At 53.1% G+C, this 24,139-nt stretch carries 24 protein-coding genes; 8 read left to right on the top strand and 16 right to left on the bottom strand.

The annotated features are described in order from the left end of the window. Nucleotides 1-7 precede the first annotated feature (7 nt). Nucleotides 8-1,426, top strand: a complete 1,419-nt coding sequence (gltD, locus tag L977_RS17960; RefSeq protein WP_014885412.1) for a glutamate synthase subunit GltD — start codon at nt 8-10, stop codon at nt 1,424-1,426. A gap of 114 nt (nt 1,427-1,540) precedes the next feature. On the opposite strand, the gene L977_RS17955 is transcribed toward gltD, so the two are convergent. The 9 genes from L977_RS17955 to zapE form a co-directional block, all read right to left on the bottom strand. Beyond that, nucleotides 1,541-2,101, bottom strand: a complete 561-nt coding sequence (locus L977_RS17955; RefSeq protein WP_032635417.1) for a hypothetical protein — start codon at nt 2,099-2,101, stop codon at nt 1,541-1,543. Further along, nucleotides 2,098-4,518: a fimbrial biogenesis usher protein gene (locus L977_RS17950; protein WP_047626458.1), complete on the bottom strand. Its 2,421-nt coding sequence runs from the start codon at nt 4,516-4,518 to the stop codon at nt 2,098-2,100. Before L977_RS17950 ends, L977_RS17955 begins: the two co-directional genes overlap by 4 nt. A gap of 4 nt (nt 4,519-4,522) precedes the next feature. Further along, nucleotides 4,523-5,227 (bottom strand): fimbria/pilus chaperone family protein, encoded by a 705-nt coding sequence (locus L977_RS17945; protein WP_014885415.1) that lies wholly within the window; start codon nt 5,225-5,227, stop codon nt 4,523-4,525. A gap of 120 nt (nt 5,228-5,347) precedes the next feature. Continuing rightward, nucleotides 5,348-6,031: a DUF1120 domain-containing protein gene (locus tag L977_RS17940; protein ID WP_023337863.1), complete on the bottom strand. Its 684-nt coding sequence runs from the start codon at nt 6,029-6,031 to the stop codon at nt 5,348-5,350. A 453-nt stretch (nt 6,032-6,484) separates the two neighbouring features. Beyond that, complete coding sequence (sspB, locus tag L977_RS17935) at nt 6,485-6,979, bottom strand: ClpXP protease specificity-enhancing factor (protein WP_014885417.1); 495 nt, start codon at nt 6,977-6,979, stop codon at nt 6,485-6,487. A 5-nt stretch (nt 6,980-6,984) separates the two neighbouring features. Beyond that, nucleotides 6,985-7,623 carry a stringent starvation protein SspA gene (gene sspA / locus L977_RS17930; protein ID WP_014885418.1) on the bottom strand — a complete coding sequence of 213 codons (639 nt, stop codon included), beginning with the start codon at nt 7,621-7,623 and terminating at the stop codon, nt 6,985-6,987. 308 nt (nt 7,624-7,931) lie between these two features. Further along, entirely contained in the window at nt 7,932-8,324 is a 393-nt protein-coding gene (rpsI, locus tag L977_RS17925; RefSeq protein ID WP_003860436.1) for a 30S ribosomal protein S9, read from the bottom strand. A 15-nt stretch (nt 8,325-8,339) separates the two neighbouring features. Then, nucleotides 8,340-8,768, bottom strand: a complete 429-nt coding sequence (gene rplM, locus L977_RS17920; protein WP_003860434.1) for a 50S ribosomal protein L13 — start codon at nt 8,766-8,768, stop codon at nt 8,340-8,342. Nucleotides 8,769-9,098: 330 nt separating this feature from the next. Next, on the bottom strand, nt 9,099-10,223 hold the full coding sequence (gene zapE / locus L977_RS17915; RefSeq protein ID WP_045134757.1) for a cell division protein ZapE: 1,125 nt from the start codon (nt 10,221-10,223) through the stop codon (nt 9,099-9,101). A gap of 189 nt (nt 10,224-10,412) precedes the next feature. On the opposite strand from zapE, the gene zapG reads away from it, so the two are divergent. The 3 genes from zapG to degS all read left to right on the top strand — a co-directional run bounded on the left by zapG (nt 10,413) and on the right by degS (nt 13,509). After that, entirely contained in the window at nt 10,413-10,811 is a 399-nt protein-coding gene (zapG, locus tag L977_RS17910) for a Z-ring associated protein ZapG (RefSeq protein ID WP_010436126.1), read from the top strand. Between the two features lie 170 nt (nt 10,812-10,981). Continuing rightward, entirely contained in the window at nt 10,982-12,349 is a 1,368-nt protein-coding gene (gene degQ, locus L977_RS17905) for a serine endoprotease DegQ (RefSeq protein ID WP_023331415.1), read from the top strand. Between the two features lie 92 nt (nt 12,350-12,441). Then, entirely contained in the window at nt 12,442-13,509 is a 1,068-nt protein-coding gene (gene degS, locus L977_RS17900) for an outer membrane-stress sensor serine endopeptidase DegS (RefSeq protein WP_014885421.1), read from the top strand. Between the two features lie 90 nt (nt 13,510-13,599). Here the strand turns inward: degS and mdh are convergent, their stop codons facing one another. Continuing rightward, nucleotides 13,600-14,538, bottom strand: coding sequence for a malate dehydrogenase (gene mdh / locus L977_RS17895; protein ID WP_014885422.1), 939 nt, complete (start codon nt 14,536-14,538; stop codon nt 13,600-13,602). 397 nt (nt 14,539-14,935) lie between these two features. On the opposite strand from mdh, the gene argR reads away from it, so the two are divergent. The 3 genes from argR (at nt 14,936) to yhcN (L977_RS17880) (ending at nt 16,423) form a co-directional block, all read left to right on the top strand. Beyond that, complete coding sequence (gene argR, locus L977_RS17890) at nt 14,936-15,406, top strand: transcriptional regulator ArgR (RefSeq protein ID WP_008502836.1); 471 nt, start codon at nt 14,936-14,938, stop codon at nt 15,404-15,406. A 375-nt stretch (nt 15,407-15,781) separates the two neighbouring features. Then, nucleotides 15,782-16,045: a peroxide/acid stress response protein YhcN gene (yhcN, locus tag L977_RS17885; protein WP_014885423.1), complete on the top strand. Its 264-nt coding sequence runs from the start codon at nt 15,782-15,784 to the stop codon at nt 16,043-16,045. 111 nt (nt 16,046-16,156) lie between these two features. Next, nucleotides 16,157-16,423, top strand: a complete 267-nt coding sequence (gene yhcN, locus L977_RS17880; RefSeq protein WP_014885424.1) for a peroxide/acid stress response protein YhcN — start codon at nt 16,157-16,159, stop codon at nt 16,421-16,423. A 67-nt stretch (nt 16,424-16,490) separates the two neighbouring features. Here the strand turns inward: yhcN (L977_RS17880) and L977_RS17875 are convergent, their stop codons facing one another. From L977_RS17875 to aaeX, 5 genes are all read right to left on the bottom strand, one after another. Then, on the bottom strand, nt 16,491-16,763 hold the full coding sequence (locus L977_RS17875) for a barstar family protein (RefSeq protein WP_045281399.1): 273 nt from the start codon (nt 16,761-16,763) through the stop codon (nt 16,491-16,493). A gap of 44 nt (nt 16,764-16,807) precedes the next feature. After that, nucleotides 16,808-18,262, bottom strand: a complete 1,455-nt coding sequence (locus L977_RS17870; RefSeq protein WP_014885426.1) for an NAD-dependent succinate-semialdehyde dehydrogenase — start codon at nt 18,260-18,262, stop codon at nt 16,808-16,810. A gap of 89 nt (nt 18,263-18,351) precedes the next feature. Further along, nucleotides 18,352-20,319: a p-hydroxybenzoic acid efflux pump subunit AaeB gene (aaeB, locus tag L977_RS17865; protein WP_014885427.1), complete on the bottom strand. Its 1,968-nt coding sequence runs from the start codon at nt 20,317-20,319 to the stop codon at nt 18,352-18,354. Nucleotides 20,320-20,324: 5 nt separating this feature from the next. Continuing rightward, nucleotides 20,325-21,257, bottom strand: a complete 933-nt coding sequence (gene aaeA / locus L977_RS17860) for a p-hydroxybenzoic acid efflux pump subunit AaeA (RefSeq protein ID WP_014885428.1) — start codon at nt 21,255-21,257, stop codon at nt 20,325-20,327. A 7-nt stretch (nt 21,258-21,264) separates the two neighbouring features. Next, nucleotides 21,265-21,468 (bottom strand): p-hydroxybenzoic acid efflux pump operon protein AaeX, encoded by a 204-nt coding sequence (gene aaeX / locus L977_RS17855; RefSeq protein WP_003860416.1) that lies wholly within the window; start codon nt 21,466-21,468, stop codon nt 21,265-21,267. Nucleotides 21,469-21,647: 179 nt separating this feature from the next. Here aaeX and aaeR point away from each other — a divergent pair, with 179 nt between their 5' ends. Then, nucleotides 21,648-22,574 (top strand): HTH-type transcriptional activator AaeR, encoded by a 927-nt coding sequence (aaeR, locus tag L977_RS17850; protein WP_032635411.1) that lies wholly within the window; start codon nt 21,648-21,650, stop codon nt 22,572-22,574. Between the two features lie 50 nt (nt 22,575-22,624). On the opposite strand, the gene tldD is transcribed toward aaeR, so the two are convergent. After that, entirely contained in the window at nt 22,625-24,070 is a 1,446-nt protein-coding gene (gene tldD / locus L977_RS17845; RefSeq protein WP_047626456.1) for a metalloprotease TldD, read from the bottom strand. Nucleotides 24,071-24,139: the final 69 nt, after the last annotated feature.

The following is a 24,139-nucleotide window of genomic DNA, read 5'->3' as shown; positions in this document are numbered from 1 at the left end:
AATTCAGATGAGCCAGAACGTATACCAGTTTATCGACCTGCAGCGTGTTGATCCGCCAAAGAAACCGCTGAAGATCCGTAAAATTGAATTTGTTGAGATTTACGAGCCGTTTTCAGAAGGCCAGGCCAAAGCGCAGGCAGACCGCTGCCTGTCCTGCGGTAACCCTTATTGCGAATGGAAATGCCCGGTCCATAACTACATCCCGAACTGGCTGAAGCTGGCCAACGAAGGGCGTATTTTTGAAGCCGCCGAACTCTCACACCAGACCAACACCCTGCCGGAAGTGTGCGGCCGTGTGTGTCCTCAGGACCGCCTGTGTGAAGGCTCCTGTACCCTGAACGACGAGTTTGGTGCGGTGACCATCGGTAACATTGAGCGCTACATCAATGATAAAGCGTTCGAGATGGGCTGGCGTCCGGATATGACCGGCGTGAAGCAAACCGATAAGCGCGTGGCGATCATCGGTGCGGGCCCGGCGGGCCTGGCCTGTGCGGACGTGCTGACCCGCAACGGCGTGAAGGCGGTGGTCTTTGACCGTCATCCGGAAATCGGTGGTCTGCTGACCTTTGGTATTCCGGCCTTCAAGCTGGAAAAAGAGGTCATGACCCGTCGCCGTGAAATCTTCACCGGCATGGGCATTGAGTTCAAACTGAATGTGGAAGTGGGCCGCGACGTGCAGCTCGACGATCTGCTGAAGGATTACGACGCGGTGTTCCTCGGAGTTGGCACCTATCAGTCCATGCGCGGCGGCCTGGAGAACGAAGATGCGCCGGGCGTTTATGATGCCCTGCCGTTCCTGATTGCCAATACCAAGCAGATTATGGGCTACGGCGAAACCGCCGACGAGCCGTTCGTCAGCATGGAAGGCAAACGCGTGGTGGTGCTGGGCGGCGGTGATACCGCGATGGACTGCGTGCGTACCTCTATTCGTCAGAATGCGGCGCACGTCATCTGCGCCTACCGCCGTGACGAAGAGAACATGCCGGGCTCTAAACGCGAAGTGAAAAACGCGCGTGAAGAGGGCGTGGAATTCCAGTTCAACATCCAGCCTCTGGGTATTGAAGTGAATGCTAACGGCAAAGTGAGCGGCGTTAAGATGGCGCGCACGGAGATGGGTGCGCCGGATGCGAAAGGCCGTCGTCGTGCAGAGATTGTCGCAGGCTCTGAGCATGTGATCCCGGCTGATGCCGTGGTGATGGCGTTCGGTTTCCGTCCTCACAGCATGGAGTGGCTGGCGAAGCACAGCGTTGAGCTTGACTCTCAGGGTCGTATTATCGCCCCTGAAGGCAGCGATAACGCTTTCCAGACCAGCAACCCAAAAATCTTCGCGGGTGGCGATATCGTTCGCGGTTCTGACCTGGTGGTGACAGCCATTGCCGAAGGGCGTAAAGCGGCCGACGGGATTATGAACTACCTGGAAGTGTAAGAAAAAAGCCGGACGGTATTTACCCTCCGGCTTTTTTTATGCGGTTTACAGCCATTGATTATCACCCTACCCCGCATGCAGCTCCGCTTTTAAGGAGTGCCGCGAAGAGAAGGGTTACTTCGTCAATAAACTCCATGACAAATCACTTTCCAGCGTAGTTTGATCTGTCAGATGGCTGAACGCGCTATCGTTGAGAACCGGCGAGAGCGTTACGTTGAAACTCATCTGCTGGCCGGAAGGAACCTGGTTATTCTCAAGCGCAATCACCGCCTCGTTATTACGCAGGTAGAGAGGTGTCGGCGTACCGTTTTCAGGCGTAAAATTTAGCTGATCAACTGTTTTACCCACACTGTAACTTTTGCCATCGACAGTCATGTTGTCAATTTTGACCGCGACACCACCGGACTGCCCAAAAAGAAACCGCCCCTTATCTCCAGCTGTACCGCGCAGTAACACCGCCATCTGCTGAGTCTGAGGACAGAAAACGTTGACCGTGATGTCACGATCGGCCATTTTGTGCCAGTCCTGTTGCGTCGTTTCGATCGTATCCCGACGCATCTCGTGATAATCCACCACCGGCTGTGAGAGGCTGATCTGGCAGTCTTCAGCATGGGTTACCCCTGTCATACCGAGCATCAGCAAGGCTACTAAGCCCGATAAGTGTCGACTGTTCATCGGCAGACTCCGTTCACTTCTTCGTAGAAGGCATTTTCGTCACGCTTATCAGCCAGAGTGTAATCAATCTTACACAGTCGGTTATTGTTACCGTCTAGCGCGTAGAGGGCGCTCAGCTGATCGGCATCGTTAATAAAGACGTGGCCATCATCAACCGTGGTCACGATATAGTTACCTTTCTCATCAACAATCGAGATCCCTTTATTCAGGGGCTGACCGTTAGCCTGCTTTACGCTCAGCATGACGCGGCGGCTGTTGAGTACTTTGAAATCAATCTCGCTGACTGAAGCATGGCCTGCGGCGATATATTTCGTGCCGTTAGCAAGCGTCATACTCTGCGGCAGCTTGTTAGCATCAATTTCTATGCGGGAGTTATGCCATTCGTTGAGAGAAGGCACCACGGCCTGGCCCCATGGATCGGTCCAGACGGTGCCTTGCGGAGTGGAAATTTCAACGCCGCTCTTCTTCTCGCTCAGTCTGGCAATCGCGAAGGTATCCTGAATCGAATACGGCGAGAAAGTCACGCCCTCTTTATGCATGGCCACGCCACCCGACAATGTCGCACTGTAGTTCCGCTGATTATCACCACTGGTTCCGCCCCCCACGCTTAGCTGCGTATAGTGGAGGTTAGTGTTGATGTTGCCATTGAAGCTGTTGTCTTTGGTATCCTGATCGCGATCGGCTGAGATGTAATAGTGCGTATTGTCTCCCAGCGAGCCGCTGTTAGACACGCCATAGGTGGTGCTATCACCCTGTTTACGCATATAGGAAGTGATCGACTGACTGCCACCGAGCGGGATGCTCACATTGACGTAGAACATCTCATTGTCCTGATCGTCATCGACATTACCGACCGCACTTTGCCAGTTCATGGACACTGACGCGTACGAAAAGGTCTTGCCCCAGGACAGCAGGAGATAACGTGAGTCATCCCTACCACCATTGGTCTGGTTGTAGTTGAACCCTGCGCTAAACACCCCCGCCAGAGGGGAGGAGAAACGAACGTTGCCAGAATAGGTATTGTCATATCCCTGATAATCGTCATCCATTGCGTCAGCCATTTCGCAGTACTCGCCGCTGTAATGCGTCGCACTGCCTGAAAGACCGACATACTCGTTCAGGATATAATCACTTTGCAGATCGGTTTTTACTCCGCTGCTGCTGTCACCAAAGCTCGCACTGCTGACTGCTGCGCCCGTTGAAAGAGTCCAGTCATCGTTTATCAGGAACTCTGTTCTGCCGCCTGCTGCCTGGTAGTTTTCCGCAGCTGCACCAGAAGCCAAGAGATTCATCCACGGTGAGATGCGCCAGCCGTCAGAAATGTTCATTACCAGCGGATCGCTATATTCGCTTTCGATGCTGCGCACCTGACCTACAGAAAGGGTCAGCCCCTGTGGGCGTGAAAGGTTGCGCGCCCTTACCTGAGACGCCGGGACAATAAACCGGTTAGTCGCACCATCGGACTCTACCACCGAGACGTCCAGATCCACATTGTTGCGAACCACGGGCACGTCATCCAGCGTGAAGGGGCCAGCAGGCACAAGGGTACTGAAGACCAACTGCCCGTTCTGGCGGACTTCTACACGTGCCTGGGAAGACTGGGCGATACCGGAAACACTCACGCCAGAGCTTGTTTTCGCCAGGCCGCTGGTCGGCATAAACTGCACGCCGGTAATCGGCACGCCGCTCAACACGTTAGACATGGCGTTGATTTCACCCACCTGCATCGTCATCTTCTGCGCGGCAAATACATGTTCTGCATAGGTGTAAATGCTTTCAGCATTTCGGCTACCGTTGTCATCCGTCAGGATATAACGGCTGCGCAGCGCCCAGTCCATCGTGTTGAATCCGGCTTCCAGGCTGGCCTGAGAGTAGCGGCTAGTGTCGTTGTCACCATAGTCGTTATGGGTACTGAACAATGAATAGTTCAGCAGCGCCGCCGTTCCGCCATGCTGAAAGTTTTTGATATCTGCCGACAGACTGTTCACCGCTTCAGCTGGCAGATAGAGTTCAACGGCTTCCTGGTTAGGCAACGCGTTGATGATGGCTTTAGGATAGTTATCACGAATATCGTGACACGTCTCATCGGACTTTATTGGCACAGGCATCAGCCCGGCAAACTCCATGAGATCGTTGTCAAAGCAAAGCACGCCATCTTTGTTGAAACGAACTGCAGCCATTCCTCGCTCTTTCCCATTGACCTTCACCGAAACGGAGTGGGTTCCGGGTAAAAATCGCGGTGCTTCAGCGAAGTAATGGTTGAGATCTGTATTCAACCCCAGCGTTTGCATAATCCCCGTATCGAAGGTGACTTCCCTCGCCAGGACGGATGTCGAATCAAGTAATACCAGAGGTAATGTGCCGCAAAGAATGGCGCGGACACAAAATGCAAGGCGGCTTTGTTTAATCACCGTCATATCCCTATTTATTTAATTCCGACGTAAAGCTCGGTACCTCAACGCCATAGCGGCTGGCCGGGAAAAACTTAACGCTGCTGTCACCGCTGACTTTCTTTTTCATATCAGCCGTTAGCGTTTCGCCAGGAAGAATGTAGGTTTTGGACAGAGTGGCACTCACACCTGAAGGCAGCAGCATTACGTTCTGCCCAAGACGGACCACATATTTGCTAGGGTTTTTCACGGTGACAGACGCGCCGTTTGAAGACCACTTAAGGAACTTCCAGGCATCAGTAACCACTCCCAGAGATGCCGGACGAATAAGCACGGGGATATCCTGGCGAATGTTTATACCGATCTTGATTTTTTTATCATCGTTTTTAGGTGGAATACCGTCGAACGTGACGCGTTTATAATGCTCAACGTCCAACGGTTGTTTATTCTGAAGAATAAAGCGCAACTGCTGCGTCTGACCTGGCTCAAGACGTACCACTGGCTGCGTCGCAATAAGCTTAAGACCGGTATCATCCGGCAGATCAACGACATTTGTATATAAAAGTGAAGGGTGCGAGTCGGTATTCTTGACGTTTATCGTTCCACTGTGTGTCGCTTCATCAATGATTAACAGACTGGTTTCAGGCACCATGCCTTCTGCATGTACAGCAACACTGGCAGACAATAATGTGGCAGTAATAAGTGTATTAATTAAAGTGGATTTTAAACCTTGCATAATAATATCTCCTTGAAAGCAACAACAGAACAGTCCATGTTTATCGCGCCGTTAAAAAGAGAGTAAATGCAGCGCATTTACTCTCCGGTAATTAAATAACATTTACTCGATTAAAAAGTCTTACAGATAACGCAGACTGATTGTTACCTGACCGTCAAGCTGGGTGTCATCAGTGATCGCCAGCGTGGTGGTATCCTGGATCGCCAGGGAGGTTACCAGTGGGAAGGTTGCAGTTTCGAACGCCAGAGGAGCCAAAGAGCCAACAGTCGCAACGGTGAAATCACGATAGTTGTCGCCCTGAGTAGAACCGTTGCTGCTCTTAGTCCATACACCTGCAGAGCCCTGCTGGTAAATTGGATCAACAGTAGCACCATCAGCCACTACGCTGTCAGTTTTAACAAACATTGAATAAGAACCGATGCTTACTGGTGTTGCACCTGCAGTTTTACCGACACCATAAAGCTGGCTTTCAGAAGTCTGAGAATCCCCACCAAACATGCCATTCTCAACTTCGAGTTTCGCGTTTGAATCTTTGCGATCGTCAACCATGTTCCAGGAGACTTTCGTTGCCGCGGTGCAATTAATGGTCAGGTCGATATTTTTCTGACCCAGCTGGTTAACCGCTGTAGCACTCAAATTGCCCAGATTAATTGTACCGTAGTCAACGGTACCACCATTACTTAATGTTGGCGTACATGCTGCATTTGTCAGCGTACCCTTAACCTTCAGAACAGCGGTAGGGTTAGCAGCAAATGCTGATGTTACACACAGAGAAAGGGCGGTAGCGAGTAATACTTTTTTCACTTGTTAATCCTTAACATACGAGAAATTGCAATATTAAATCACGTAATGGTAAATGCCTTTACCGATTACTGATTGTAGTCATGCTTGTCAGCATGCGCCCATAATATTATTTTTATAAATACATGCAATTTAGCAAAATTAATTTTGATATTAAGAATATCAAAAAAATGATTATTTCCTTAATTTATTAAGGAATTACTCGTTTAAAAAGGAGATTAACATCAAAAAAATAATATTACCCAAAATTTACCTTTACTTTTATCACTGTTTTGATATTGGCTTAAATCACAATAATTCACAGGAATTATAAATCCATTTAATTATTAACCAAGTGATGAAGAATCAAGAGGTATAAACAATGCTTGTTTATACCTATCGTCACGATTATTTGAAATAAGAATAAAAAAAAGCCAGTGATATCACTGGCTTTTAATAAACAGGCCGCAAGCGGATTTATTTCACTACGCGTAGTGCTGGACGACCACCGCGCGGCGGCGGTGTGTCATCAGGATCGTCGTCGTCGTGATGGTCGGGCTTATCGCCGTCGATCACCGACATGACCGTTTCACCTTCAGCGCCAGCTTCTTCATCGTCATTGACGTGAATTGCGTCTTCGTCATACGCCGCTTCCGGCTCAAACATGGTGCCTGCACCGTTTTCACGCGCATAAATCGCCAGCACCGCAGCCAGCGGCACAGAAACCTGACGCGGTACACCGCCGAAACGCGCGTTAAAGCGCACTTCGTCGTTGGCCAGTTCGAGGTTACCCACCGCGCGTGGCGCGATGTTCAGTACGATTTGTCCGTCGCGTGCATATTCCATTGGAACCAGCACGCCCGGCAACGTCACATCCACAACCAGGTGCGGCGTGAGCTGGTTATCCAGCAGCCATTCATAGAAGGCGCGCAGCAGATACGGACGGCGTGGGGTCAGTTGTGACATTTCCACAGTCATTAGCCTCGGCCGAGACGCATTTCACGTTCCGGTTCAGTTAAAGATGCCAGGAAAGAGTCGCGCTCAAATACGCGGGTCATATAGCCCTTCAGCTCTTTCGCGCCAGGACCGCTGAACTCTACGCCCAGGGTTGGCAGACGCCACAGCAGCGGCGCCAGGTAGCAATCCACCAGGCTGAACTCATCGCTCAGGAAGAAGGGTTTTTGGCCAAACACAGGGGCAATGGCGAGCAGCTCTTCACGCAGTTGCTTACGCGCTGCATCGGCTTCAGAAGCGGAACCGCTGGTGATGACGTTCATCAGCGAGTACCAGTCTTTTTCGATACGCTGCATGTACAGGCGGCTTTCACCACGCGCAACAGGGTAAACAGGCATCAGCGGCGGATGCGGGAAACGCTCATCCAGGTATTCCATAATGATACGGGATTCCCACAGGGTCAGCTCGCGATCCACCAGCGTCGGTACGCTTTGGCTCGGGTTGAGATCGATCAGATCCTGAGGCGGGTTATCCTTTTCCACATGCTCGATCTCAAAACTGACACCTTTCTCGGCCAGCACGATACGAACCTGATGGCTATAAATGTCAGTAGGACCAGAAAACAGCGTCATTACCGAACGTTTGTTGGCAGCGACAGCCATGAAAACCTCCAGGTATATTCAGAATTTTTACTGCTACCGGCCCAACAGGGGCCAGCCAGATGTTGTATCGCCCATCCCAGAGAAGACACATTGTTCAGGAATCGAACAAAAATAGAGTATTCACCGACATTTGGGCAGAAAATTGGATGATAGTTTACCAGATTTTGATGGCTTTGTGGTGAGGGGATTCTGGAAAAGAGGAAAAAGAGAAGATATATGCATGGATATTGTGGATAACCTGCGCATTATCCATAAAAAAACCCGCCGAAGCGGGTTTTTCGCCAATCGTTCTGCGTAAGCAGAATGGATTAACGTTTGGAGAACTGTGGACGACGACGTGCTTTACGCAGACCCACTTTCTTACGTTCAACCTGACGGGCGTCACGAGTAACGAAGCCAGCTTTACGCAGTTCAGAACGCAGGGATTCGTCGTACTCCATCAGAGCGCGGGTGATACCGTGACGGATCGCACCTGCCTGACCGGAGATACCACCACCTTTAACGGTGATGTACAGATCCAGTTTTTCTACCATGTCAACCAGTTCCAGCGGCTGGCGAACTACCATGCGGGCAGTTTCGCGACCGAAGTATTGTTCCAGAGAACGCTGGTTGATTACGATTTTACCACTGCCCGGTTTGATGAAAACGCGAGCTGCGGAACTTTTGCGGCGACCAGTGCCGTAGTATTGATTTTCAGCCATTGCCTATAATCCCGATTAGATGTCAAGAACTTGCGGTTGCTGTGCCGCGTGGTTGTGCTCGTTGCCTGCGTAAACTTTCAGTTTACGGAACATAGCACGACCCAGCGGGCCTTTTGGCAGCATGCCTTTAACCGCGATTTCAATCACACGCTCAGGACGGCGAGCAATCATCTCTTCAAAGGTCGCTTCTTTGATACCACCGATGTGGCCGGTGTGGTGGTAGTACATTTTGTCAGTACGCTTGTTGCCGGTTACAGCAACTTTATCAGCGTTCAGAACGATGATGTAATCACCGGTATCAACGTGCGGAGTGTATTCCGCTTTATGCTTACCGCGCAGGCGACGAGCCAGTTCAGTAGCCAGACGGCCCAGAGTTTTACCGGTCGCGTCAACAACATACCAGTCGCGCTGTACGGTTTCTGGTTTAGCTGTAAAAGTTTTCATTAAAAGCTTACCCAAATAATAAGTTACACGTTGGTGAACACCCAAACGTTTAGTCAGTTGAGGTTCACACGACAAAGTCCGGCAAACCTACCCCTTCGAATAGCACATGCCGACACATAGAAAGTTTCGGGAAAAAAACCTTCTCGTAACGTGGGGTCGCAAGATTATAGAGAAGTTGAGGTCAAAGATCGACCCTTAAATGTGATTTGGAATGGGTTTTTCGGGGTTAAGTATTGTGTGGTCTGGTGCCCTCACCCCCGGCCCCTCTCCCACAGGGAGAGGGGAGCATTTATCTCACCCCCAGCCCCTTTCCACGGGAGAGGGTGGCATTTATGGCATATGCTCCCGCTTCAGGTATTCCTCGCTCTGCATCTCCTGCAGGCGCGACAGGCAGCGCTGGAACTCAAACTTAAGCCGCTCGCCCTGGTAGATCTCATATAAAGGTACCTCGGCGCTGACCACCAGCTTAACGTGGCGCTCATAAAACTCGTCCACCAGGGCAATGAAGCGTCGCGCTTCACTTTCCATCAGTTTCGTCATCACCGGCACATCCAGTACCATCACGGTGTGGAAGAGACGCGAAAGCGCAATGTAGTCGTGCTGACTACGGGCATCCACGCAGAGCGTCGTAAAGGAGACCGCCAGCGTTTGGTTTTCGACGCCGAGCGTTGGCAACGGGCGATGGTTTATCTCCAGCGTCGGTGCATGTTCACGTTTTGTGCCCGCCAGCGCCAGCCACAGTTTATCCATCTCGCGGGTAGTCTCCGCATTGAGCGGCGAAAGCCACAAATGGGCCTGGGTCAGCGTGCGTAACCGGTAATCCACCCCGGCATCCACGTTCATGATGTCGCAGTGTTGCTTGATAGCATCAATAGCGGGCAAGAAGCGCGCCCGTTGCAGGCCGTTACGATAGAGCTCGTCGGGCGGAATATTTGAAGTCGCCACCAGCGTGATCCCTCGGGCGAACAGGGCTTTCATCAGGCCGCCTAGCAGCATGGCGTCGGTGATGTCAGACACAAAAAACTCATCGAAGCAGAGCACGTCTGTTTCCGCCTTGAATCTGTCGGCCACAATCTCCAGCGGATCGCTTTTGCCCTGCAGCGCGGTCAGTTCCTCATGCACCCGCAGCATAAAACGGTGAAAGTGCAGACGCTGCTTACGTGCGCCAGGCAGGCTGAGATAGAACAGGTCCATCAGCCAGGTTTTTCCGCGCCCGACCCCGCCCCACATATATAAACCACGCACCGGAGCCTGAGTCTGTGGCGTTTTTTTACCGAGCAATCGTCCAAATGCCGCTTTTAGCCCACTGCTCTGATCAACGTCAGCGGGTTTTGCCGTGAGTTCCTGATAAATCATCTCCAGGCGGTTTACCGCCTCACGTTGAACATCATCTGGTTGGTGCGTGCCCTCGTTAAGGGCCTGTTGATATCGCGACGCAGGGGACAGGTTTTGCATAATCTTATTGTTATTCCTTCAATTAACGCTCACCAGCAGGCGTGACTGATGAAAAAAAGGCCGTTCTACACTACGCGATGATACGTCAGGATTCCACTTCTGCGGAAATAGCGGTTATAGTGGCATTATCAGGCACAGGCAGGAGCCGAGCCAACACCCTACGGAACAACAAGACAACGGGAGAAGTTCATGACCTGGGAATATGCGCTAATCGGTTTAGTCGTCGGCATCGTGATCGGTGCTGTGGCCATGCGTTTCGGTAACCGCAAATTGCGTCAGCAGCAGTCACTGCAGTACGAACTGGAAAAGAACAAAGCAGAGCTGGAAGAGTATCGCGAAGAGCTGGTTAGCCACTTTGCCCGTAGCGCTGAGCTGCTGGACAATATGGCAACCGACTACCGTCAGCTGTATCAGCATATGGCGAAGAGCTCCAGCAGCCTGCTGCCGGAAATGACCGCGGAAACGAACCCGTTCCGCAACCGTCTGGCAGACTCGGAGGCCGGTAACGATCAGGCTCCGGTTCAGATGCCTCGTGACTATTCTGACGGCGCATCCGGTCTGCTACGCGGTGGCGCAAAACGCGATTAATCGCACAACCTGAATATATTTTACGGGCGCATCCCTTGCGCCCGTCCTTTCTTCCCGTCCCCAGCTATTATTTAGTCAAACGCCTCATTGTTCAGCGGTATAAAATTCAATAACATCATTATGATTTTGAGCCGTTCTTCTTTCATTCCAGGATACGAGAGTCAGCATCAATGAAGAAAAAAAACCAGCTGTTGAGCGCTTTAGCGTTAAGTGTCGGGTTATCCCTCTCGGCGTCCTTCCCTGCCAGTGCGGCGTTGCCCTCACAGGTGCCGGGACAAGCAGCCATTCCAAGCCTCGCGCCGATGCTGGAAAAAGTGTTGCCTGCGGTTGTCAGCGTGCAGGTTGAAGGCACGGCAGTACAAAGCCAGCGCGTACCGGAAGAACTGAAAAAATATTTTGGCGATGAGGGCCCTGACCAGCAGGCACAACCCTTTGAAGGTCTGGGTTCCGGCGTCATTATTGATGCGGCCAAAGGCTATATCCTGACCAACAATCATGTCATCAGCCAGGCCGATAAAATCAGCGTACAGCTGAACGATGGTCGCGAATTTGACGCCAAACTGATTGGCGGTGATGACCAGAGTGACATCGCACTGCTGCAGGTACAAAACCCGAGCAACCTGACCCAGATTGCCATTGCGGATTCCGACAAACTCCGCGTCGGTGATTTTGCCGTTGCCGTGGGCAACCCCTTTGGTTTAGGACAAACCGCCACCTCCGGCATTATCTCTGCGCTGGGGCGTAGCGGCCTGAATCTGGAAGGTCTGGAAAACTTTATCCAGACCGATGCCTCGATCAACCGCGGGAACTCCGGCGGGGCGTTGCTCAACCTTAACGGTGAGCTGATTGGGATTAACACAGCGATACTGGCGCCGGGCGGCGGCAGTATCGGGATCGGCTTTGCTATCCCGAGCAATATGGCCAAAACGCTGGCACAGCAGCTTATCCAGTTTGGCGAAGTCAAACGCGGGCTGTTGGGTATCAAAGGCATGGAGATGAGTGCGGATATTGCGAAAGCGTTCAATATTAACGTGCAGCGTGGTGCTTTTGTCAGTGAAGTGCTGCCAAACTCCGGCTCGGCAAAAGCAGGCATCAAATCAGGCGATGTAATCGTCAGCCTCAACGATAAGCCATTGAGCAGCTTTGCTGAATTGCGCTCGCGTATTGCCACGACTGAGCCCGGTGCGAAGGTGAAACTCGGTCTGATCCGTGACGGTAAGCCGTTGAACGTCGAAGTGACACTGGATAAGAGTACCTCGTCATCGGCCAGCGCGGAGCTTATCGCCCCTGCGCTGCAAGGGGCGACGTTGAGCGACGGACAACTGAAAGACGGTACGAAAGGCATTCGCATCGACACCGTTGAGAAGAGCAGCCCTGCCGCGCAGGCCGGATTGCATCAGGAAGACGTCATCATTGGCGTAAACCGTAATCGCGTGCAATCCATCGCTGAACTTCGCAAAGTGCTGGAGAGCAAGCCGGCGGTCATTGCCCTGCAGGTGATGCGCGGCAATGAGTCCATCTACATTCTGTTGCGCTAAGCATTTGCTATCCCGGACATCACCGCTGCGTGTGATGTCCGGATAACTCATGTTATGCTGCAAATCGTTCCTTTTATCACGACACGCGCATCATGCTTTCAAAGCTCTTACGTTCCATTGTTATCGGTTTGATTGTCGCTGGCCTGCTGCTGCTGGCGATGCCGTCTTTGCGTCAGTTCAATAAACTGTCCGCTCCCCAGTTCGACAGCGCGGATGAAACGCCAGCGACCTATAACACGGCCGTTCGCCGTGCCGCCCCTGCCGTGGTTAACGTTTATAACCGCGGCCTCAATAGCTCGGCCCATAACCAGCTTGAGATCCGCACGCTGGGCTCCGGGGTGATTATGGACGAGCGCGGCTACATTATTACCAACAAACATGTGATCAACGATGCCGACCAAATCATCGTTGCCCTGCAGGATGGCCGCGTGTTTGAAGCATTGCTGGTGGGTTCTGACAGCCTGACCGACCTTGCCGTGCTCAAAATCAATGCCACCGGGGGTTTGCCGGTCATTCCGATTAACCGCAAACGCACGCCACACATTGGCGATGTGGTCCTGGCTATCGGTAACCCTTACAACCTCGGCCAGACGATCACGCAGGGGATTATCAGCGCAACCGGTCGAATTGGCCTTAACCCGTCAGGGCGGCAGAATTTCCTGCAAACCGATGCGTCAATCAACCACGGTAACTCGGGTGGCGCGCTGGTTAACTCGCTGGGCGAACTGATGGGCATCAATACCCTCTCGTTCGATAAGAGCAACGACGGCGAGACGCCGGAGGGGATCGGCTTTGCTATTCCCTTCCAGCTGGCGACCAAGATTATGGATAAGCTGATTCGCGACGGGCGCGTCATCCGCGGCTATATCGGCATTGGCGGGCGCGAAATTGCACCGATGCATACCCAGGGCGGCGGTATCGATCAGATTCAGGGTATTGTGGTCAACGAGGTATCGCCTGGCGGTCCGGCGGCTAACGCGGGGATTCAGGTGAATGATGTCATTGTCTCGGTTAACGGCACACCGGCCGTCTCTGCCCTGGAGACGATGGACCAGGTGGCAGAAATTCGTCCGGGTTCGATCATCCCTGTTGAAGTCATGCGTAACGATAAAAAACTGACGCTGCATGTGACGGTTCAGGAATATCCGGCAACAAACTAACAGCCATAAAAAAACCGAAGCCAGCCAGTGCTTCGGTTTTTTTTGCCGGGTGGCGCTAACGCTTACCCGGTCTACGGCAGTTGGCTCGTTTTACTTATTAACGAACTCTTCGCCCAGCGTGATATCTTTCTTCAGCGTATCCAGCATGCCTTCCATCGCGTTTTGCTCAAACGCGCTCAGCGTACCGATAGACTTACGTTCTTCAATACCATTTTTACCCAGCAGCAGCGGCTGAGAGAAGAAGCGGGCATGTTCGCCATCGCCTTCAACGTAAGCGCATTCAACAACGCCTTTTTCGCCCTGCAGAGCGCGAACCAGTGACAGACCGAAACGTGCCGCCGCCTGGCCCATAGACAGCGTTGCAGAACCGCCACCCGCCTTCGCTTCCACCACTTCGGTGCCCGCGTTCTGGATACGTTTGGTCAGGTCAGCCACTTCCTGCTCGGTAAAGCTCACGCCTGGGATCTGCGACAGCAGAGGCAGAATGGTGACACCAGAGTGACCGCCAATGACAGGCACTTCCACTTCTGTTGGCTGTTTGCCTTTCAGCTCAGCAACAAAGGTGTTGGAACGGATGATATCCAGCGTGGTCACGCCGAACAGTTTGTTTTTATCGTAAACACCTGCTTTCTTCAGCACTTCTGCCGCGATAGCGACGGTGGTGTTCACTGGGTTAGTGATGATGCCGATGCACGCTTTCGGGCAGACTTCAGCGATCTGCTGCACCAGGTTTTTCACGATGCCCGCGTTGACGTTGAACAGGTCTGAACGATCCATGCCTGGCTTACGCGCCACGCCTGCAGAAATCAGCACCACATCAGCACCCTGCAGTGCAGGACGTGCATCTTCACCGGAGAAGCCTTTGATTTTTACAGCTGTCGGGATGTGGCTCAGGTCAACCGCCACACCTGGGGTTACCGGAGCAATATCGTACAGGGAGAGTTCTGAGCCTGAAGGCAGTTGGGTTTTCAGTAGTAGGGCAAGCGCCTGGCCGATACCACCAGCAGCGCCGAGGACTGCGACTTTCATCCTAAACTCCTTATTATGGTTAACTTAAGTATCTGTAAATCCGTTGCCGCGACCTTAATTCAGCAAGTCTTTAATTACAATTTTCGAAGCTAAAGAATTTGAGGTCACGCGTCTTTATCTCCCATCAGAAGGCTATCTGACGACAGAAGGCAACGCATTAAGAGGGGGTTACAATACACCCTGCCCCGCCACCAAAACAACATCATTTTGATAACATTTAATTTACTTTTAAGCTTATTTGCGTGGCGTGACCCAGGCATGTTTTCTGATAACGAAATCTGATAAAATCACTCCCTTTCATAACATTATTTCAGCCTTGCGCTGAGTAGATAATTTGCATAAAAATTCATCCACATGCATAATAATGTTGTTTCTTTCGTCATATTCCGGGTGACTTATGCGAAGCTCGTCTAAGCAAGAAGAATTAGTAAAGGCGTTTAAAGCGCTACTCAAAGAAGAGAAATTCAGTTCTCAGGGAGAAATTGTTCAGGCGCTGCAGGAACAAGGTTTCGATAACATCAATCAGTCGAAAGTCTCCCGCATGTTAACGAAGTTTGGCGCGGTACGTACCCGTAACGCGAAGATGGAGATGGTCTATTGCCTGCCGGCTGAACTTGGCGTGCCGACCACTTCCAGCCCCCTCAAAAATCTGGTTCTGGATATCGACTATAACGACGCCGTGGTGGTGATCCACACAAGCCCTGGTGCCGCACAGCTGATTGCCCGCATGCTGGACTCGTTAGGTAAAACGGAGGGCATCCTGGGTACCATCGCAGGCGACGACACCATTTTTACCACCCCGGCCAGCGGTTTCTCCGTAAAAGATCTCCACGAAGCGATTCTGGTTCTGTTCGAACAGGAACTGTAATCCTCTCTCCCCGTAGCGCTGCTACGGGGAACATCCTGCTCCAGCCTCGTTTTCCCCTGCATTCCACTGCCTCTGGTTTTAACAAATAGTGCTTTTTACCACCTATTAACATTCATCTGGTGAATGATAAATCAAAAAATCGCACAAAAAATCAAAAGCAGATATCCATATGATTTGCTTAGATTAAAACACACTTAAAGCTCAAAAATCACTCAATATTATGCATTTTGGTTATAAAAAACGGTGTGTTTAACACGTAATAACACAGGAAACCATTAGTCTGGTATTAATTTTTACCGTTATTAGTGTATACTTGATTTTGTGATGAGGGTCACGAAACAAGACCCCACTAAAAAATTCGACGAGGTAAGAATCATGAAAATCAAAACTACTGTAGCGGCGCTGAGCGTCCTGTCTGTCCTGTCCTTCGGTGCTTTCGCGGCTGACGCTATTAATGCTGACCAGGCACAATCCCGTGAGGCAATCGGTACGGTTTCGGTCGGTGCAGTCGGCACGTCGCCAATGGACATGCATGAAATGCTGAACAAAAAAGCGGAAGAAAAAGGTGCATCATCTTATCGCATCATCGAAGCGCGTTCCGGTGACCACTGGCACGCAACCGCAGAGCTGTACAAATAAGTTTTAGTTATCACTGAAGATGTAATTCTCCACTCAACGGCACCAGGCATAAAAATAGCGGTTCAACCCTTCTCGCCGTTGAGCAAAAAACCTTTTCCAGGAGTAAAGACTATGAAAACCAAATTGATCATCGCAACCCTCGGTCTGGCATCCGTTCTCTCTTTCGGCGCAAGCGCAGCCGTACAGCAAGTGAATGCCGACCAGGCACAAAATCTGCAGCGTATGGGCAGCGTATCCGTCACGTCGGTCACCGGCTCACCGATGGATATCCGTCAGGAACTTGCCGCCAAAGCTGAAAAAGCAGGCGCCAGCAGCTATCGCGTCACCGAACTGAATCAGGGTGACCACTGGCATGCCACGGCAGAACTGTATAAATAAACCCTCGTCGTATCTCATCATACGACTTGCCCCTGGCCTGATGGTCAGGGGCTTTTTTATGGCTTGCTCAGTGGCGAGCATTGAAACGCAGTTGTCCTTCCAGCTCTTCTTCCGCTTCATCGAACAGTAATATCAGCGCCCCGAAACGTCTGCGCAGCTTATCGGGCAGATGGATAAACTCTATTTCCAGCGGTAGCGGCAACAGACTGCCGGTTACCACATCCCACAGCGTATCCAGGTTCGTCACGCTTTGTTGTTCAAGATCAAACACCCGTGTAAATTCCCGGTAGAAGTCTTCCTGACTGTCTATCTCATCAAAATCAAAGGTATAGGTTTTCATTACCAGCCACCAGTCCAGGCGAGCGGCAGATGCCGCTCCATCTATTATAATCCCCCGATATGCAGGGTTTTAACTTCCAGATACTCTTCCAGCCCCAGCACCGATCCCTCACGCCCCAGGCCGGATTCTTTTACGCCGCCAAAGGGCCCCAGCTCTGTGGAGACGGCGCACTCGTTAATCCCAATCATTCCGCTTTCAATTGCCTGTGAAACGCGGAAGACCCGCGAGAGATTCTGTGTATAGAAGTACGCCGCCAGACCATAAGGCGTGTTGTTGGCACGCTGGATGACTTCATCTTCTGAAGTGAAACGGAAGCACGCCGCGACCGGGCCAAACGTCTCCTCTTCTGCCAGCTTCATCCCTTCATGACAGTCCCCCAGTACGGTTGGCATCCAGAAATTGCCGCCAAGGGAATGAGGTTTACCGCCCGCCAGCACGGTCGCGCCACGCGCAACAGCGTCGTCAACATGTTCACGTACCTTGTCGACCGCTGCACCTTCAATCAACGGCCCGACGACGACGCCGTCCTCAAGACCATTTCCCACCTTCAGCGCCTTCACCGCATCAGCGAGTTTATTCACGAATTTGTCGTAGACGGTTTCCTGAATATAGAAGCGGTTCACGCTGACGCAGACCTGCCCGGCATTGCGAAACTTATTGGCGATCGCGCCTTTCACAGCCGCGTCGATGTCTGCATCCTCAAAGACGATGTACGGAGCATTCCCCCCCAGCTCCATCGAGACTTTTTTCATGGTTTCTGCGGCGTTACGCACCAGCGTTTTGCCAACCGATGTCGAGCCGGTGAAGGAGATTTTTCGCACGTCCCGGCTGGCCATAATCGCGTCGCTGATTTCGTGCGTATTCCCGGCGACTGCGTTGAGTACCCCATCCGGTACGCCGGCCTGTTTTGCCAGCGTCAGCAGCGCAAAAGCGCTGAGCGGCGTGTTATTGGCCGGTTTGATTACCCCGGTGCATCCGGCTGCCAGCGCCGGGCCTAACTTGCGGGTGAGCATCGCCATCGGGAAGTTCCACGGCGTGATAGCCGCGACAACACCTATCGGTTCACGGGTCGCCAGAATGCGCGAGCCGGGTTTGATCGGCGGAATAATTTCACCGTTCGCACGCTTGGCCTCTTCGGCAAACCACTGGATAAAGCTGGCGGCGTACTCCACTTCACCTTCCGCTTCTTTCAGGGGCTTACCCTGTTCGGTGGTCATTAGCCGTCCGAGCCAGCTTTTATTCTCAATAATCAGTTCGTACCAGCGGTAAAGAATGGCCGAACGCTCTTTCGCGGTTTTGGCGCGCCATGCAGGGAAAGCCTGGGTGGCGGCAGCAATTGCTGCTTCGGTCTCTGCTTTGCCGGCTTTCGCGACGCGGGCGATGACTTCCCCGGTAGCCGGGTTAAGCACATCAAACGTCGTATCCAGCGGTTTCCAGAGGCCGTTAACCAGATAGCCGGTCTGAAAAAGGGTATTGTCCTGAAGCGCCTGGGTCGTCATGTGTCCTCCCTTTCTGAATGTAAGAACGTGCTGGAATAAGTATAGCCACAAAAAAACCGACGCTTTTGGCGTCGGTTTATTTACTTCAGTCAGTTATCGGTGAGGGCATTTTGATAGCGACGCAGCATCAGCGCCAGCCGCCCTACCGGTTCGGTGACCTGAAGCGGTGCATCCCAGTGCTTAAGCTTTTCCTGATAGATATCGAGCTCTTCAAGGAGCTGCGTAAAGTAACGGCGACGTTTGTCATCACTGCTGGCGGAAAGCACATGGTCCGCGGTACGACGCAGCTGACGGTGCCAGGCGGAGAGATCGTCGTTGATCGGCACAGGTGCACTGCGCAGACGCTGGTGCGCGATAATCATGGTTAACGCCAGGCGGAACTTCGCGATGTCGCCCGGAAACTTGTTCAGCAGTAAAAACAGCTGCTGATAGAGCGCCGGGAGGTGGTTCTCTTTACGACGCGCGGTATTGGTGGTCATCGACGACACGGCGGCAGAAACAAACTGATTCAATAACACACGCCCCGTCCGCGCCTGTGAGTTATCTCGCACCAGCAGAATGACCATCATCGCCAGGAAACAGCCCACCAGCTGGCCCAGCGCGCTGTCGAGGAACTGGCTGAAATGGAAAGTCATCGGGTTATCGAGCACGATGATGTTAATCGTACTCGCCAGCGCCCCCAGCGATCCCAGGCGACGCTTTTGCACTTCAATGCCGATAAAGAACGCCATCACCGCCAGGCTAATACAGAGCAGCAACATGCTTTGTTGCGTCGACGGGATGATGACCAGGAAATAGAGCGCCCCTATCGGCAGGGCGGCAATGGTACCGTAGAGGAAATCAACGGCAACCATACGGGGGTTAGGCAGACGCATCGCCAGTGCGGTCACAACGGCAATCATCACCATCGCGCCGCTGCCAGACGTCCAGCCTGTCCACAACCAGAACAGCGTACCGAGCATACAGGCAAGCGTGGTACGCCAGAAGTTGACCATCGCGTGGTGACGTTCGGCAGATTCGGCCTTGATGACCACTTCACCCTGGAGGACCTCTTCTTCCGCCGCGCTAATTTTGGTGTTGCCGATCACGCCACGTTTCAGCAGCAGATAGCGCGTCGCGGCCCCGACCCAGGTGTAGATGGTCACCGGCGTGTCGCGCTCCCCGGTCCAGGCGATCACCCGACGCATACGCTTAAGCTGTTTATGCACGTCCTGCACGGTTTCCACCGGCTCGGCAAACAGCTCACGGAACGTATCGGTGACCGCTTCCGGACGGGTGTTCTGGATGAGATACGTTTCACACGCCTGGGTAATCAGCGTCAGGGAGACAGTATTGAGGGCTTTCAGGCGGCGGTTCGCACGGGCCCAGCGCGAGGACTCCATGTTGAGGTTGCTACGCATCCCCTCCAGCGCCTGCGTCCGGCGAACCAGCCCGCTCCAGGCGTTATCCACCTCTTCACTGTCGCCATGCTTAATGCACAGCTGCATCAGCTGGTACTGGGCAACGATCAGCGCGTCAAGTTCACGGTCGACTTCCTGTTTGATGGAGCGTGGAGAGAAAAGCAGGTCAGCGACAATCGCACTCACAATACCGATCACAATCTCGCTGCAGCGCTCCACGGCAAACTGCGGCGCGAGCAAAGGTTCAGACTGAATGGTGATGATAATAATCAGCGCGGTATAACCCGCCAGCCCCCAGGCGTAGGAGTTTTCCACTTTCACCAGAGACGAAATCCAGGTGCAGAAACCCGCCCAGATACAGCACACCATCAGCATCAGCAATGGCGTGCGGATCATCAGAATAATAATGGTGAGTGCCGCGAAACAGCCGATAAACGTCCCGATGATACGCAGCATCCCACGATAGCGGATCGCGCCAGAATAGGGTTCCCCGCCCGCGGCAAAGGCAGGACCCGCCGCAACTATTGCAGCCGTCAGGACCGCCCAGCGAGGGGTTTCAAGCTGGAAGTGAAAGCCAACAAACAGCGCCAGCACAATGGCACAGGCCAGCTTCACGGCGAAGCGAATGTGCTGGCTGGCGATGGAAAAGATACCCATGGCGATTAACCAAACTCGCGCAGGCGATGGGCAATTTTACGGAAGAAGGAGTCCTGGCTGGCATCCCGATCTTTTTCACCGGTGATCACAACCGTCGCCGTGGTCCCCGCAGGCCACAGGTTGCCCTGCTGTTCATCAAGGTGAATACGTACCGGCACACGCTGCGCCAGACGCACCCATTCCAGGTTGGAATCCACCGTCGCCATTCCTTTGGTATCGTTAGAGCTGCTGGAGTTGGTCACCCCTGCAGCGACACTGTCGACGGTACCTTTGAAGACGCGGTTACTGCCCAGCGGCGTGATTTCCGCACGATAACCCGGACGCACGCCTTCCAGCTTGGTCTCTTCCATATAGGCGAGCACGTAGAAGGAGTTCTGTTTAACCAGCGCCACGGCAGTGGAGCCACGGGTAATAAACTCCCCGGCATAGACATTGAGGTTAGTGACCCAGCCGTCGGATGGCGCGCGGATCACGGTGCGCTCCAGATCGAGCTTAGCGAGATCGCGCGTGGCTTGCGCTTTCGCCAGCTGGTGCAGCACGGTTTGCAGCACGTTGTTAGACTGGTCTATCTCTTCACGGGACATGGCCTGAACGCCCAACTGGTTACGACGGCCCGCCTCACGGCGTTTTTCCGATGCCAGCGCCTGGTAATAGGCGACATCTGCTTCCGCTTCTTCCAGCGCCTTCTGGTAACGAGGCTGGTCGATGGTGAACAGAACCTGATCTTTTTTCACCAGCTGGTTATCGTGAACATTCACCGCCGTGATTAGACCAGCCACATCGGGGGCGATGGCCACGACATCAGCGCTGAAGCGCGCATCACGCGTCCACGGTGATTCGGTGTAATAGACCCAGGCACGAAAAATAGCGATGAAGGCGAGGATAACCAGCGCCATCGTGATGGCAGTGCGGGAGATTTTTCTTGTTAGCGTTTTCACATCAACCTCAGACAAACATGCGCGATATCAGGTAAAACAGGCAGCAATACAGCGCGGTATTGAACAATGCAGGGTGCCAGACGAAATCGTAAATCCCGGTAGGGACCAGCACCTTGCGCACCAGCCAGAAGATCGCCAGTGATAAAAGTAGCTCGAAAAATATCGGTGGGAACGACAGACCGAACACCACGATAACGGGAAACAGACTCATGTTGACCTTGATAAGAGAGAGTGCAGGCTTCAGAATTTTTTAGCGCACGCCATCGCAGAAGAGCAAGAAACGTCGGGCGAGAATGGCGCAGCCGTTATGTAATTAATAATATATTAACGTAACTGTTATGCTGTTATCTATAATATGTGATCTAAATCACTTTTAAGCCAGAGTGAACAATGGAACGTTTAAAACGCATGTCGGTCTTCGCCAAAGTGGTTGAACTGGGTTCGTTTACCGCCGCGGCACGTCAGCTTCAGATGAGCGTCTCATCCATTAGCCAGACGGTCTCTAAACTGGAAGATGAGTTACAGGTCAAGCTGCTCAACCGCAGTACCCGCAGCATTGGGCTGACGGAGGCGGGTAAAATTTACTATCAGGGCTGCCGACGCATGATGCACGAAGTGCAGGACGTCCATGAACAGCTCTACGCCTTTAACAACACCCCGATCGGCACACTCCGTATAGGGTGTTCTTCAACTATGGCACAAAATGTACTCGCTGCCATGACCGCGGATATGCTGAAGGAGTACCCCGGGCTTAGCGTCAATCTGGTGACAGGTATCCCGGCGCCGGATCTGATCGCCGATGGTCTGGACGTGGTGATCCGCGTGGGGGCGTTGCAGGATTCCAGCCTCTTCTCGCGTCGACTGGGAAGCATGCCGATGGTTGTCTGCGCCTCGAAAAGCTATCTTGCGCAGTACGGCGTTCCGGAGAAACCCGCGGATCTCACCAACCACTCCTGGCTGGAGTACAGTGTGCGACCCGACAATGAATTCGAGCTGATTGCCCCGGAGGGGATCTCCACCCGGCTGCTGCCGGAAGGACGATTCGTCACTAACGATCCGATGACCATTTCGCGCTGGCTGGTGGCCGGTGCGGGGATCGCCTACGTCCCGTTGATGTGGGTGATCAATGAGATCAACAGCGGCGTGCTGGAGATCCTTTTCCCTCGCTATCAATCCGATCCGCGCCCGGTCTACGCCCTGTATACCGAAAAGGACAAGCTGCCGCTCAAAGTGCAGGTGTGTATCAACTATCTGACCGACTATTTTGTGGACGTGGCGGAGCTGTTTCAGGGGATGCGGGGAAGAAGGAAAGAATAGGCCTTTCCCCTCTCCCCGTTGGGGAGAGGGTTAGGGTGAGGCGGTGAAAACTACGCTGTACCGCCCACCGTCAGATTATCCACTTTCAGGGTTGGCTGGCCGACGCCAACCGGCAGGCTCTGGCCCTCTTTACCGCAGACGCCCACGCCGTTGTCCAGCTTCAGATCGTTACCGACCATAGAGATCTGCTGCATGGCTTCGATACCGGAACCAATCAGGGTCGCACCTTTTACCGCTTTGGTCACTTTTCCCTTCTCAATCAGATACGCTTCTGAGGTAGAGAAGACAAATTTACCGGAGGTGATGTCCACCTGGCCGCCGCCAAAGTTTGGCGCAAAGATACCGTAATCTACAGACTCGATAATCTCCTGCGGCGTGGATTTGCCCGGCAACATGTAAGTATTGGTCATGCGCGGCATTGGCAGGTGCGCGTAAGATTCACGACGGCCGTTACCCGTTGGCGCGACACCCATCAGGCGCGCGTTGAGTTTGTCCTGCATGTAACCTTTCAGCACGCCGTTTTCAATCAGCACATTGTACTGGCCTGGCGTACCTTCATCATCGATAGCCACCGAACCGCGACGGTCAGGCATGGTGCCATCATCCACCACGGTGCACAGCTCAGAGGAGACGAGCTGTCCAATCTGACCGCTGAACACGGATGTCCCGCGACGGTTAAAGTCGCCTTCCAGACCGTGGCCCACCGCTTCGTGCAGCAGCACGCCCGGCCAGCCTGCGCCCAGCACCACCGGGAATGTCCCGGCGGGAGCCGCAACAGCGTTAAGATTCACCATCGCCATGCGCACGGCTTCTTTTGCCCACGCGTCAGCGCGCGCTTCGCCGTCCACATCCCCCAGGAACCAGTCATAGCCGAAACGACCGCCGCCGCCGCTGGAGCCACGCTCGCGTTTACCGTTGTCATCAACCTGCACGCTGATGGAAAGACGCACCAGCGGACGCACATCGGCGGCCAGCGTACCGTCCGTTGCCGCCACCAGAATCAGTTCATAAACACCGCTCAGGCTGGCAGAGACTTCCTGAACGCGTTTATCTGCAGCACGCGCCACTTTGTCCACGCGGCGCAAAATATCCAGCTTCTCTTCGCGGCTCATGCTCTGCAGCGGATCGATACTGGTATAGAGCGCAGAGTGCGACACTTCACCGAGGGTTTTCACACGGCCATCGCCAGTATCACGCACAATGGTACGTGCAGCCTGCGCACTTTGCTCCAGTGCAGCCAGGCTAATCTGGTCGGCATAGGCAAAACCGGTTTTCTCACCGCTGACGGCGCGCACGCCGACGCCCTGGTCAATGTTATAAGAACCATCTTTGATGATGCTGTCTTCTAAAACCCAGGATTCGTGATAGCTCGACTGGAAATAGAGATCGCCGTAGTCGAGACGGCGTTCGGTCAGTTGACCAAGAATGGAGAACAGGTCCTGATGGCTCAGGCCGTTCGCTGCGAGCAAATGTTCACTTACCAGGTTCAGACTCATCGTATTGCTACTCGTTCGTTGCCGCCCGTGGCGGTATAAAAATCGTATTTATTGAGAGTGAGGCAATTA

The sequence above is a fragment of the Enterobacter sp. ZOR0014 genome (assembly GCF_000798855.1).
Taxonomy (GTDB): Bacteria; Pseudomonadota; Gammaproteobacteria; order Enterobacterales; family Enterobacteriaceae; genus Enterobacter; species Enterobacter kobei.
Note: the sequence above shows the minus strand (reverse complement) of the source record. Positions and strands in the feature narration are given on the sequence as shown.